This is a genomic window from Klebsiella sp. Lac1, from assembly GCF_009825425.1.
Classification (GTDB): domain Bacteria; phylum Pseudomonadota; class Gammaproteobacteria; order Enterobacterales; family Enterobacteriaceae; genus Klebsiella; species Klebsiella electrica.
The window spans coordinates 1,960,114-1,972,628 of record NZ_VJZJ01000001.1 but is presented as its reverse complement, the minus strand read 5'-3'; the positions used below and the strand labels follow the sequence as shown (position 1 = coordinate 1,972,628).

Here is a 12,515-nt window from a genome sequence, read left to right as displayed (position 1 = left end):
AATGAGTGAATCATGGACCAGCTCACCAGTATCAGGGTTTTCGTAAAGGCGGCTGAGACGGGGTCGTTTGCCGCCACGGCCGCACAACTGCGGCTCTCACCGCAGATGGTCGCCCGACACGTGGCCGCGCTTGAGGCGCACCTAGGCACTTCATTAATCGCCCGCACCACGCGCCGACAGACGCTCACCGATATCGGGCGTGGCTACTATGAACGTTGCCGCGTGGTACTGGCTGAAATAGCGGAAGCGGACGCGGTGGCGCAGGAGATGAAAGCGACCCCATCAGGCATTATCCGGGTGAATGCGCCGGTCACGTTTGGTTCGCATGCGCTCGCGGCCTTTATTACCGACTATCTTGCCCGCTACCCTGACGTCCAGGTCGAGCTGACGCTGAGCGACCGCATTGTCGACCCGATTGAAGAGGAGTTTGAGGTGATCGTGCGTATCGGCGAGCTGGCCGACAGTTCGATGGTCGCTTGGCCGCTGCTGCCATACCGGCTGATTGCCTGTGCGTCACCTGACTATATTTTGCGTCACGGCGAGCCGCAGACGCCGACCGATCTTCAACAGCATGCGTGTCTGGTCTATGGTCACTGGTCGGCAGGGAGCACCTGCCGGTGGCAATTTGAGAAAGAGGGGACCATGTTCGAGGTTAAACCCTCCGGGCGCTTGCGGGCGAATGACTGGAAGGCGCTGATGAATGCAGCCATTGCGGGGCACGGTATTACCCTGGGGCCGGAAGAGGTGTTGAAAACCGAAGTGGCGCGGGGGAGTCTGGTGCAGGTTTTAGCCGGATACTCAGGACCTGCGCGGCCCATGCATGTTCTGGTGCCGACCGGACGGCGGCGAACGACGAAAATTAAATGTTTTGTCGACGCATTAAGAGCCGCACTGGGCCCGCGCTGAATCCGTTCGGGCACCCCGTGTGCAGGGTGCCGCTGGGCGTTAGCGCGCCGCGCGTTGCAAGATTACGCTGGACGGTTGACGCTGCAGGAAACGCATCCGCAGCATCATCATCACTGCCGCCGAGGTGAGCCCGATAATAAATCCGCACCAGAAACCCGCAGGCCCCATACGCGGAACCAGCGTATCCGTTAAGGCCAGCAGGTAGCCGCTCGGCAGCCCCAGCACCCAGTACGCGGTAAACGTGATAAAGAAGATCGACCGCGTGTCTTTATATCCGCGCAAAATCCCGCTACCAATGACCTGTACGGAGTCAGAAATCTGATAAATCGCGGCCAGCAGCATCAGCTGGGAAGCCAGCAGGACCACTTCCGGGCTGTCGTTATACAGTAGCGCAATCTGCTTACGCATCAGAATAGTGAAAATCGCCGTGACGACGGCCATGCAGACGCCAACGCCGACCCCGGTTCTGGCAGACACCTGCGCATCGAGGGTCGAACCCTGTCCAAGACGGAAGCCGACGCGGATGGTGACCGCTGCCGCTAGCGAGAGAGGTAAAACGAACATCAGCGAGCTGAAGTTCAGGGCTATCTGATGGCCCGCGACGTCCACAATCCCTAACGGGGAAACCAGCAGCGCAACGACCGCAAACAGGGTGACTTCGAAAAACAGCGCCAGCGCAATCGGCAGCCCGAGCTGCGCCAGGCGTTTAAGCACGCCGAAGTCCGGGCCGCTGAAGCTTTCATCGCTACGGATATCGCGCATAGAACGGGCGCGGCGTACCCAGGAGATCATGCAAAAGAACATCACCCAGTAAACGGATGCTGTCGCCACGCCGCAGCCGATGCCGCCCAGTTCGGGCATGCCAAAATGGCCGTAGATAAAGATATAGTTCACGGGAATATTGACCAGCAGGCCGATAAATCCTATCACCATCCCCGGTTTAGTTTTCGCAAGGCCTTCACACTGGTTACGTGCGACCTGGAAGAAGAGATAGCCGGGAGTGCCCCACAGCAGCGCACGCAGGTAGCCCACCGCTTTTTCGGCAAGGGCCGGGTCAATATTGTGCATCGAGCTGATGATGTACCCGGCGTTCCACAGGACCACCATGACCAGCAGCGACACCAATCCCGCCAGCCAGAACCCCTGACGAACCTGGTGGGCAATGCGGTCGCGGCGACCGGAGCCGTTTAGCTGCGCGATAACCGGCGTCAGCGCCAGCAGCAGACCATGGCCAAAGAGAATGGCGGGGAGCCAGATCGAGGTGCCAATCGCGACGGCCGCCATGTCGGTGGCGCTATAGCCGCCCGCCATGACGGTATCGACAAAGCCCATGGAGGTCTGGGCGACCTGTGCGAGGATCACCGGGATAGCCAGTGCTAATAACTGACGCGCTTCAATAAAATACTTCTGCACGTGAACACCTTTATATTGTTGTTATTTTGAGACTAAAAAAGCCGCCGTAAATGGCAGCAAGAAGAAAGAGCTGAAGGGATTTCCAGTCTATTGTAGCGAGGATGCGCCATTAAGCCAGTGAAAAAATGGTAGGGCACGATGCGCGCTGGCAACCTGTTTTGCCAACTGGTATTGTTCCCGACAGGTATAACGGTAATGATACCGTCACGAAAGTCTACAGGAGTAAAGCATGTTTACTGGCATTGTGCAGGGGACCGCTAAAGTGGTGTCCATCGATGAAAAACCCAATTTTCGCACCCATGTGGTGGAGCTGCCTGAGCATATGCTCGCCGGCATCGAGACCGGGGCATCGGTGGCGCACAACGGTTGCTGCCTGACGGTCACCGAAATTGACGGTCCGCGCATCAGTTTCGACCTGATGAAAGAGACGCTGCGTATCACCAACCTCGGCGCTGTAGAGGTGGGGGACGTGGTCAACGTGGAACGAGCGGCGAAATTCAGCGATGAGATCGGTGGCCATCTGATGTCCGGTCACATTATGACCACGGCGGAAATCGTCAAGATCCTGACCTCGGAAAATAACCGCCAGATCTGGTTTAAAGTTCAGGACCCGACGCTGATGAAATATATCCTCTATAAAGGATTTATCGGCGTCGACGGGATCAGCCTGACGGTCGGTGAAGTGACGCCGACGCGTTTTTGCGTGCATTTGATCCCGGAAACCCTGCAGCGCACCACGCTTGGCGTCAAAAAACTCGGCGACCGGGTGAATATCGAGATCGACCCGCAAACCCAGGCGGTCGTCGATACCGTGGAACGCGTGCTGGCGGCGAAAGAAGCAGCCCAGCGCCTGAGCGATGAATGATTGGGCGCCGCTGCCGGATGAAGAATGAAAGAAAAGGCATCCCCCGTGTTAACGGGGGATAGTTTTAGCGGGCAACGCGAAGGCCGTTTTCAACACCGCGAGAAAAGACGACCTGCCAGAGCTGAATATCGCGTGCGCGAAATGCTCCCGCACAGGCGTTGAGATAATAGCTAAACATCCGTTTAAAACGTTCCGAATAGCTATCGGCGATCTCGGGCCAGCTGGCCAGGAAGCGCTCGTACCAGGCCATTAACGTGGTATCGTAATCGGCACCGATATTGTGCCAGTCTTCCATCACAAAATGGGATTCGCTGGCTTGCGCGATATGACGAACCGAAGGCAGGCAACCGTTGGGGAAAATATATTTATTGATCCACGGATCGACGCTGTGGTCCGTTTTTTTGGAGCCAATGGTGTGCAGTAAGAAACGACCGTCAGGTTTCAAATTACGATCTACCACGTCAAAATAGGTGGCGTAATTTTTAGGTCCCACGTGTTCAAACATCCCGACGGAAACAATGCGATCAAAGTGGTCATGCAGGTCGCGATAGTCCTGCAGCAAAATGGTGACATCCAACCCTTCGCATCGCTGCTGGGCCATTTTTTGCTGCTCGGCGGAAATGGTCACCCCGACCACGCTGACGTGATAATTTTTGGCCATGTAGTAAGCAAGCCCACCCCAGCCGCAGCCAATATCCAGCACCCGCATCCCCGGTTCCAGCTGCAGCTTGCGGCAAATAAGATCTAATTTAGCTACCTGCGCCTCTTCCAGCGATTGCGCCTCTTTCCAGTACGCGCAGGAATATTGCATATAGGGGTCGAGCATACGGCTGAAAAGATCGTTGCCGAGGTCGTAATGTTCTTTCCCGACAATCCAGGCGCGCTTTTTACTTTGTAGATTAAACAGGCGAGCGCCCGCGACGCGCAACGTATCTTTGAGATGATGCGGGAGCTGATTTTCCAGCCCGGCGCGCAGTACTTTATGGAAGAATAGATCCAGCCGTTCGCAATCCCACCAGCCGTCCATATAACTTTCACCTAACCCCAGCGACCCTTCCTGCAAAACACGTTTAAAAAAGAGCGGATTGTTAATCTGCAGATCGGAGGGGGAGGGGCCATTGACTTCAATGCCCGCGCGACCGAGTAATTCGGTTGCAATTCGGTACCAGTCGTCGTTTGGTACGCTTACTTCTTCTATACACGATGAACTCATAGCTTCTCCATCACGCCCAAGTGATCAGAACCTTAAAACAGCGTAGACGCTTTTTTGGCTTTGTGAGAAATCTCACGGAATATCCGTGAAGCTGCTATCCGACGTAGAACAGAGGAAGGGCGAAAACCCTTGCCGAAAGGCCTTCCATGGTGAAACGGGATGCATCCTGCTCCCGTTAATCTTAAAAATTTTTTTATTTATGTGAAGCCGCACCAGTATAGGCCGCTGAGATCAGGCTTTCAATAAAAATATATTAGCAGGCTAATTACTGACCTGTAACATCACTGAAACGCATTTATGCATGCGATGACTCCGTGGTCAGGTACACGCTCTGACGCTGCATAAAATAGCCCAGCCCGGCCAGCACGATAGAAACCAGCATCACGCTGGTGGTGGTCAGCAGCGGCGTGGCAATCAGCGCCGAGACCAGCAGGCTGGTCAGGAAGCACAGGCCGAGCTGCAGCGTGTTCTGCAACGCGGCGGCACGACCTGTCGCCTGCGGGAACGGTTTCAGCGCCTGGGCGACAACTATCGGGTAAATCCCGCCATTGACAATCGCCATCACGCAGAAGGGAATCATCACCACAATAATTGAGGCGTCCGCAGCCAGGCCCACCATCCAGGTTGCGGCCACGCTGACGGCGAAAATCACCAGTAGCCATGGCAGCAGCTGTTGGCCCTGCCATTTCTGCAGCGCCGCGCGGCATCCATAACCACCGACTAAAAAGGCGATAGTCTGCGGGACATAGCTAAGACCGATAGCGGTCGGACCGTAGCCCATCTCATGGAGAATAAACGGCGACCCGGTCAACCAGGCAAAAAAGCTGGCGGAGCAGGCGGCGTAAATCAGCACGTTGCCGCTGTATTCGCGTGAGCGCAGCAGCGTCATAAAGGTCAGTTTTTCGCGGGCGTCACCCTGCGGCCTGGCGACCGGCTTCAGGCGCAGGGCGGGGACCATCAGCAGCAGGGCGATGGCAAAAAGAGTGGCAAAAATGGCCTGCCATTCGAGATGGGCGAGCAGCCAGCTGCCGAGCAACGGCGCCAGAGCCGGCGATAACCCCACCAGCGGCATGATGGTGGCGAAAATACGGTTAGTGCGCTGGGCGGGATAATAGTCCGTGACCATCGCCTGCCAGGTCACCGCCGCCGCGCAGACGCCGAGAGCCTGGATAAAGCGCAGCGCCAGCATCAGGGTGGCATCGCGTACCCACAGCATTCCCAGACAGCCGATAGCGAAGATAGCCAGCCCGGTCAGCAGAATCGGTTTACGTCCGTAGCGGTCTGAGAGCGGGCCCCAGAACAGCTGCCCAATGGCGAAGCCGGCGAGGAACAGACTCAGGCTGGCGCTGACTGACGCCGCAGAGGTATTGAGATCCTGCTGGATAGCCGAAAAGGCCGGCAGATACATGTCGGTGGCCAGGAAACCCAGCACGCTGAGTCCCGCCAGCCACACTAAAAATCCTTTCCCCGGTTGTTGCATAACATTCTCTTATAGATACAGATAGGATGCCGCAGAGTGTAGGGAGTGCATTCTGGCTTGTGAAACGCTAATATTTGCTACATGCATTCAAAATTTTTGCAGGCAGAATATGTGGTCCGAATACTCACTCGAAGTTGTTGATGCTGTCGCCCGCAACGGCAGCTTCAGCGCAGCGGCGCAGGAGTTGCACCGCGTACCTTCGGCGGTCAGTTATACCGTCCGTCAGCTGGAAGAGTGGCTGGCGGTACCGCTTTTTGAACGCCGCCATCGCGATGTCGAATTGACCCCCGCCGGGCTTTGGTTTTTACAGGAGGGACGTTCTGTTATCAAAAAAATGCAGATCACCCGCCAGCAGTGCCAGCAGATAGCCAACGGCTGGCGCGGTCAGCTGTCGATAGCCGTGGATGACATCGTTAAATCGGCCCGTATGCGGCAGATGATTGTCGATTTTTATCGTCATTTTCCGGATGTCGAGCTGATTGTTTTTCAGGAGGTCTTCAACGGCGTCTGGGACGCGCTGGCCGACGGACGCGTGGAGCTGGCTATCGGGGCTACCCGTTCTATTCCGGTGGGGGGGCGCTACGCTTTTCGCGATATGGGGATGCTGAGCTGGGATTGCGTGGTGGCGAGCCATCATCCGCTGGCGCAGATGACCAGCCCGCTCAGCGATGATGTGTTGCGCAACTGGCCGTCGCTGGTCCGGGAGGATACCTCCCGCTCGTTACCGAAACGCACGACCTGGCTACTGGATAATCAGAAAAGGGTGGTGGTGCCGGACTGGGAGTCATCGGCGACCTGCCTGTCGGCGGGATTGTGCGTTGGCATGGTGCCGAGCCATTTCGCCCGCCCCTGGATTGACCGCGGCGAATGGACCGCGCTGGCGCTGGAAAACCCGTTTCCGGATGCCGCATGCTGCCTGACATGGCAGCAGAGCGACGCCTCGCCGGCCCTCTCATGGCTGCTGGATTATCTGGGGGACAGTGAAACGTTAAACCGGGAGTGGCTGCGGGCGCCGGAGTAGCCGGCGCCGCACGGGCGATTAGCGACGGTAGTCGACGAACGGGCCGTCGACGACAGAGCGGCGCTCTACCAGTCGCGGGTGAACCTCAATCGACTGAGATTCTTCACGCTTATTGACGATCCGATCCATCAGCATATTGAAGGCCGCTTCCCCCAGCGAGTCTTTCGGCTGATGGATGGTGGTCAGCGCCGGGCTGAAATAGCGGGCGTTACGCACGTTATCATAACCGATCAGCGAAATGTCCTGCGGCACGCGCAGACCCATCTCATCCGCAGCACAGATGGCGCCCATCGCCATGATGTCGCCGCCGCAGAAGACTGCCGTCGGGCGATGCTGCTGGCTGAGGATCTGCTGCATCGCGCGGTAGCCGGATTCAGGCTCGAAGTCGCCCTGAACAATCCAGTTTTCCGGAACGGCGATCTGCGCTTCTTCCATGGCTTTCATAAAGCCCGCCAGGCGCCCGGCGCCGGTGTTACGCTCCAGTGGACCCGGGATCACGCCGATTTCACGGTGGCCGCGTTCGATCAGGTAGCGACCAGCCATGTAGCCGCCTTCGAAGGCGTTATCGATCACCGAATCGGTGAAGTCGGCTTTGGATTCACCCCAGTCCATTACCACCATCGGAATATGGCGGTACTCTTCCAGCATACTGAGCACCGATTCCGGATATTCAGAACACATAACCAGCATGCCGTCGACGCGCTTTTGCGCCATCATCGACAGATAGGCCTGCTGTTTTTCCGGATCGTTCCACGCATTGCCGAGAATCAGGGTATAGCCTTTCTGGAAACAGCTCTTTTCTACGGCTTCAATAATCTCAGCGAAATAGGCCGCTTCGCTGCTGGTGGCCAGCAGGCCGATCGATTTGGTGTGATTAACCTTCAGGCTGCGAGCAACGGCACTTGGAGAATAGTGCAGTTCTTTGATCGCCGCCCACACGGCGTTGCGGGTCTCTTCCGCCACGAAACGGGTTTTGTTAATTACATGTGATACTGTTGTAGTGGAAACGTTTGCGCGCTTCGCTACATCTTTAATTGTTGCCATTACTTTTCACTCCAGACCTTGACCTGATCGTCTGATTATCGATACGTAAACGTTTGCCTGTACACACCCTGAAGACAATTTTCATCATTGCATCACGTCGGGAAAACGACACAGAACGACAGGAAGGGGTCAATGGCCGATACGCTTTCAAATTAGCGTGGGATTTTGTCCGATCTTGCGGCAAAGGGGAAGAGCAAAAATGTGCATCGCCCTAAAACATGGAAGATTTTTGCGCGATAGTGTGCAAAAATGAGCAAGCTCACTTTTCATGTGGGGATAACAGGGGGAAAAATTGATGGATACAGATTTAAAGTTTTCGCTGACGACAACGATTATTGTCCTGGGTCTTATCGTGGCCGCTGGCCTGACAGCGGTACTGCACTGATTTATCCGGGGGAGAGGTCTCTTTCCCCCGACATCCCGCCATTATTACCAATTTCGCAAAAATCTTTTGCCATTTCGTTTACTTTTGTTTTTTTGTGATTGATGTCATGCTTTTGACTTCTGATGAGATACCGTCGCCGATGACGGTTTGCTGGAGTCATTGCATGAAAATCAACTTCCCCTTATTAGCGCTGGCGATAGGCGCGTTTGGTATTGGTACCACGGAGTTTTCCCCGATGGGGCTGCTGCCGGTGATTGCCAAAGGCGTCGACGTGTCAATTCCGGCGGCGGGAATGCTGATCAGCGCTTATGCGATCGGCGTGATGGTCGGGGCGCCGCTGATGACTTTGCTGCTCTCTCATCGCGCGCGCAGAAATGCGCTGATTTTTCTGATGGCGATCTTCACGCTGGGTAACGTCCTCTCCTCAATGGCGCCGGATTACACCACGCTGCTGATTTCGCGCATTATCACCAGCCTTAACCACGGGGCTTTCTTCGGCCTCGGTTCGGTGGTGGCGGCGAGCGTGGTGCCCAAACACAAACAGGCCAGCGCGGTGGCGACCATGTTCATGGGGTTGACCATCGCGAATATTGGCGGCGTTCCGGCGGCGACATGGCTGGGCGAAACGATCGGCTGGCGGATGTCGTTCCTCGCGACGGCAGGTCTGGGGCTGGTGGCGATGGTTAGCCTGTGGTTTTCGTTGCCCAAAGGCAGCGCTGGCGAGCGCCCGAACGTTAAACAGGAGCTCTCCGTGTTGGTCCGTCCGCAGGTGCTCTCCGCGCTGCTGACCACCGTGCTGGGGGCCGGCGCCATGTTCACCCTCTATACCTATATTGCGCCGGTGCTGCACACCGTTACGCACGCCTCGCCGCTGTTCGTCACCGTCATGCTGGTGTTGATTGGCGTCGGCTTTTCGCTGGGTAACTACCTGGGCGGTAAGTTCGCCGACCGCTCCGTCTCCGGGACGCTGAAGGGTTTTCTGCTGCTGCTGATGGTTATCATGCTGGCAATTCCGCTGCTGGCGCAGACGCAGCTGGGGGCCGCTATCAGTATGGTGGTCTGGGGGGCGGCGACCTTCGCCGTGGTTCCGCCGCTGCAAATGCGGGTGATGCGCGTGGCCCATGAAGCGCCGGGGCTCTCTTCGTCAGTCAATATCGGGGCGTTTAATCTCGGCAATGCGCTGGGCGCGGCAGCCGGCGGCGCGGTGATTTCCGGCGGACTGGGCTATGCTTTTGTGCCGGTGATGGGGGCGATAATTGCCGGGGGGGCGCTGCTGCTGGTGCTGTTCGGCGGGCGTTCGCAGCCGGAAGAGGCGTTGGTCGGATAGCCGATGTATTCGCAGAAGGGTTGCCCCTTCTGCGTTCGCGTTTTAGGCCGCCAGATTGGCCGCGACAAACTTCCAGTTTACCAGCGCCCAGAAGTGCGCCAGGTAGTCAGGACGGGCGTTACGGTAGTCGATGTAATAGGCATGTTCCCAGACATCCACGGTCAGCAGCGGTTTGGCATCGCCGGTCAGCGGCGTGCCAGCGTTGCTGGTGGAGACAATGCTCAGGCTGCCATCGCTGTTTTTAACCAGCCATGTCCAGCCGGCACCAAAGTTCTTCGCCGCCGCGTCGGTAAACTTCGCTTTGAACTCTGCAAAGTTGCCGAAGGATTGATTGATAGCGGCTGCCAGCTCACCTTCCGGTTCGCCGCCCGCATTCGGTGCGAGGCAGTTCCAGTAGAAAGTATGGTTCCAGACCTGGGCCGCATTGTTAAAGATGCCGCCTTCAGAAGAGCGGACGATCGCTTCTAAAGATTGACCTTCAAACGCGGTGCCTTTGATCAGGTTGTTGAGGTTGGTGACATAGGCCTGGTGATGTTTACCGTAGTGGTATTCCAGGGTTTCTGCGGAAATGTGCGGCGCCAGGGCGTCTTTTGCATACGGTAATGCAGGTAATTCAAACGACATTGTTACTCTCCTTATAACTTCTTGTTTTTTAGCTCACATTCAAAGGATGTTTTACCATCCAGAACAGCATGTACTGTCCCTCGCCGCGGCGAGTGCGACAGGTTTTTATTGTGATCAGAATGCTAACACTTGCAGAAGGGAGTTAAAAGCCTTGCAATGATAAAGGGTATATTTAACAACCGCAGCCGGTTAAGCCTTAGCCGGACGGCAGGAGATCCCCTTGCCGCAGAGCCGGTTGAATGCTGTTGCTGCTAAAAGATAAAGTGATGACTGAAAAATCCATTTTGCAGAGGTCTGTGGTGTCTAATCCGCTACGAGCGGCCTTCGGCCTCGGATCATGGCGGCATGTCCTGGCATGAGATGAGCCTGGCGTTATAGCGAGAACAGTTGACCTGCCGCAGGCGCGGCAGGTGATGTTCAGCGAATGGTTTTGGGGGTCATTACGCGGCGCGCGCCGACATAGTGGCGAATCCAGTAATCCTCGCTTAATGAGGTTATCTGGATATCGCGGCCGGTACGCGGCGACTGAATAAACTTGCCGTTGCCGACGTAAACGCCGACGTGATCGGCAGTGCCGCGCCCACGGGTGCGGAAGAAGACCAGATCGCCGCTTTGCAACTCGCCGCGGTCGACCGGACGGGCATCGCGCAGGTGATACATCTCATTAGCGGTGCGCGGAATGCGGATTTTTACCAGATCCTTATAGGCGTAGTACACCAGCCCACTGCAGTCGAAACCGGTACGCGGCGAGGTTCCGCCCCAGCGATACGGTTTGCCAATCTGGTCCATTAACTTCGACATGGCGGTGGTTTGCGCTTTCTGTACGCGGACTTTATGTGCATCCGCTAGCGTCAGCGGCGGTTCTTCCGCGACTGTTTTACAGCGTTTTTTGTAGCCTTTACGCACGACGCATTTGCTCTGCACGCTGGCCATAACCGGAGCCGGCTCGGCACCAGGCGCGATCGATTTGGCACACTGTTTTTTATACCCTTTACGCAAGACGCATTTTTTCGTGCCGACGGCGTGACGGTTCAGCGCTGTCTGGCTGGATTCTGTCGTGCGGGTAGGGTGTCTGGTGCGGGTGGCCGTTGAGGCTTTCTTGCTGGAGGTTTTGGTTGTGGACTTTGTTTTCTGACTGGTGGCTTTTTTCTTGCGTTCTGTGGTGCCTTTCGCCGCATGCGCTTTTGGCTTAGCGGAGGTGTGCGTATGCCCTGAAGCATGCGCCAGTGGTGTAAATGAGATAGATGTAAACAGTAATGCACAGAGCGAAATCGCGATTTTGTTTAGCCGCGCCACTGAGCAATCCCCTGATTAATGACAGATATGTACCCATACCTGACGGTGAATGACAAAACCCAACGATTCTAAAGCATAAAAACCCGAAAAGTTAATACTCTTTTGTATCTAAAGTGTATATGAAAATTTTCCGTTTTTAATCAATGCATTATAATGGTCAATTCAAAATCATTCAAAACAAATTCATTACCCGACCTCGATCCTGTTCCACTCCCGACCCCTGTCATCACGATATTTTGCCGTCATAATACCAGACTTATGCCCTAGTAAATGCTGCGCAAAACTGTCTCCAGCCTGTTTTCCGTACAACCTTGTCGACAGGCTACGCAACTCATGAAAGCCTGGTGGTTCACCAGAAAAATCGAGTCCGGACAACTCACGGGTTTTCCTGAAATTACCTGATACTGTCGCTGGTGTCAGCACCTTTCCCGCAGGTGATGAGATAATGGTTTTCGCAGCCGACAGTTTACGGCACTCCTGCAATACCATTTCCAGCGAGATACCTAACTCATCAATTTTCAGACCTGCCGGTATCGCCAGTTTTGCCCCGGTCTTTTTCTGCTCTACGTAAAGATACCCCTCCCGGACATCCTCCCAGCTCATAGCACATAAATCACTGACCCGCTGTCTTCTTTGTCGTTGCGTGGGTCACGATAGCTGTAATATCCGTCATTTCTGACATACAGATTAGGAGGTAGATCCCGTCTATCATGATTTCTTCTTCTTCCCACCAACTATTCTCCGTAACAGGTCGCCGGTTGGTTTTGATGGCTCAACCTTAATAGCCGTTTCCTGAAATAAATATTCCACACCGTCTTTCTTCGGCGCAGGATAAATCTTGCTTTCTCTCACCCATCGACGAACAGTTTCAAGGCTGCGTGGCCGTGGCTGCCTGGCGTTCCATTCTTTTAAGGTAATAAGGGCCATGTTCACCTCATTAC

13 protein-coding genes and 1 pseudogene are annotated in these 12,515 nt (G+C 55.6%); 5 read left to right on the top strand and 9 right to left on the bottom strand.

What is annotated here, in order from left to right; translation table 11 throughout:
- Nucleotides 1–12 precede the first annotated feature (12 nt).
- Nucleotides 13–906 (top strand): LysR family transcriptional regulator, encoded by an 894-nt coding sequence (locus tag FNY10_RS09495; RefSeq protein WP_160704750.1) that lies wholly within the window; start codon nucleotides 13–15, stop codon nucleotides 904–906.
- A 39-nt stretch (nucleotides 907–945) separates the two neighbouring features.
- Here FNY10_RS09495 and mdtK read toward each other — a convergent pair whose 3' ends face one another.
- Nucleotides 946–2,319, bottom strand: coding sequence for an MdtK family multidrug efflux MATE transporter (gene mdtK / locus FNY10_RS09490; RefSeq protein ID WP_131047985.1), 1,374 nt, complete (start codon nucleotides 2,317–2,319; stop codon nucleotides 946–948).
- Nucleotides 2,320–2,548: 229 nt separating this feature from the next.
- Here mdtK and FNY10_RS09485 point away from each other — a divergent pair, with 229 nt between their 5' ends.
- The gene (locus FNY10_RS09485) at nucleotides 2,549–3,184 is read left to right on the top strand and encodes a riboflavin synthase subunit alpha (RefSeq protein ID WP_100683649.1); all 636 of its coding nucleotides are present in this window, start codon (nucleotides 2,549–2,551) and stop codon (nucleotides 3,182–3,184) included.
- 64 nt (nucleotides 3,185–3,248) lie between these two features.
- Here the strand turns inward: FNY10_RS09485 and cfa are convergent, their stop codons facing one another.
- On the bottom strand, nucleotides 3,249–4,397 hold the full coding sequence (cfa, locus tag FNY10_RS09480) for a cyclopropane fatty acyl phospholipid synthase (RefSeq protein ID WP_160704752.1): 1,149 nt from the start codon (nucleotides 4,395–4,397) through the stop codon (nucleotides 3,249–3,251).
- Between the two features lie 295 nt (nucleotides 4,398–4,692).
- Nucleotides 4,693–5,877, bottom strand: coding sequence for a purine nucleoside transporter PunC (gene punC, locus FNY10_RS09475; RefSeq protein ID WP_160704754.1), 1,185 nt, complete (start codon nucleotides 5,875–5,877; stop codon nucleotides 4,693–4,695).
- Nucleotides 5,878–5,986: 109 nt separating this feature from the next.
- On the opposite strand from punC, the gene punR reads away from it, so the two are divergent.
- Complete coding sequence (punR, locus tag FNY10_RS09470; RefSeq protein ID WP_160704756.1) at nucleotides 5,987–6,898, top strand: DNA-binding transcriptional activator PunR; 912 nt, start codon at nucleotides 5,987–5,989, stop codon at nucleotides 6,896–6,898.
- Between the two features lie 18 nt (nucleotides 6,899–6,916).
- Here punR and purR read toward each other — a convergent pair whose 3' ends face one another.
- Complete coding sequence (gene purR, locus FNY10_RS09465) at nucleotides 6,917–7,942, bottom strand: HTH-type transcriptional repressor PurR (protein WP_100683653.1); 1,026 nt, start codon at nucleotides 7,940–7,942, stop codon at nucleotides 6,917–6,919.
- 295 nt (nucleotides 7,943–8,237) lie between these two features.
- On the opposite strand from purR, the gene FNY10_RS09460 reads away from it, so the two are divergent.
- Together FNY10_RS09460 and FNY10_RS09455 are read left to right on the top strand one after the other, a co-directional pair.
- Nucleotides 8,238–8,327: a YnhF family membrane protein gene (locus tag FNY10_RS09460; RefSeq protein WP_004862736.1), complete on the top strand. Its 90-nt coding sequence runs from the start codon at nucleotides 8,238–8,240 to the stop codon at nucleotides 8,325–8,327.
- A gap of 163 nt (nucleotides 8,328–8,490) precedes the next feature.
- The gene (locus FNY10_RS09455; protein ID WP_141964477.1) at nucleotides 8,491–9,654 is read left to right on the top strand and encodes an MFS transporter; all 1,164 of its coding nucleotides are present in this window, start codon (nucleotides 8,491–8,493) and stop codon (nucleotides 9,652–9,654) included.
- Nucleotides 9,655–9,696: 42 nt separating this feature from the next.
- On the opposite strand, the gene sodB is transcribed toward FNY10_RS09455, so the two are convergent.
- From sodB to FNY10_RS09430, 5 genes and pseudogenes are all read right to left on the bottom strand, one after another.
- Nucleotides 9,697–10,278 (bottom strand): superoxide dismutase [Fe], encoded by a 582-nt coding sequence (gene sodB / locus FNY10_RS09450; RefSeq protein ID WP_141964478.1) that lies wholly within the window; start codon nucleotides 10,276–10,278, stop codon nucleotides 9,697–9,699.
- A 417-nt stretch (nucleotides 10,279–10,695) separates the two neighbouring features.
- A complete protein-coding gene (locus FNY10_RS09445) occupies nucleotides 10,696–11,574 on the bottom strand; it encodes a C40 family peptidase (protein WP_141964479.1) in 879 nt (292 codons plus the stop codon).
- 186 nt (nucleotides 11,575–11,760) lie between these two features.
- Nucleotides 11,761–12,189 (bottom strand): annotated as a pseudogene (locus FNY10_RS09440) (tyrosine-type recombinase/integrase); the annotation flags it as partial.
- Nucleotides 12,174–12,305, bottom strand: a complete 132-nt coding sequence (locus FNY10_RS27315) for a phage integrase Arm DNA-binding domain-containing protein (protein WP_160704758.1) — start codon at nucleotides 12,303–12,305, stop codon at nucleotides 12,174–12,176. The pseudogene FNY10_RS09440 and the gene FNY10_RS27315, both read right to left, overlap by 16 nt.
- On the bottom strand, nucleotides 12,283–12,501 hold the full coding sequence (locus FNY10_RS09430) for an excisionase (RefSeq protein ID WP_141964480.1): 219 nt from the start codon (nucleotides 12,499–12,501) through the stop codon (nucleotides 12,283–12,285). The genes FNY10_RS27315 and FNY10_RS09430 overlap by 23 nt, the downstream gene beginning before the upstream one ends.
- Nucleotides 12,502–12,515: the final 14 nt, after the last annotated feature.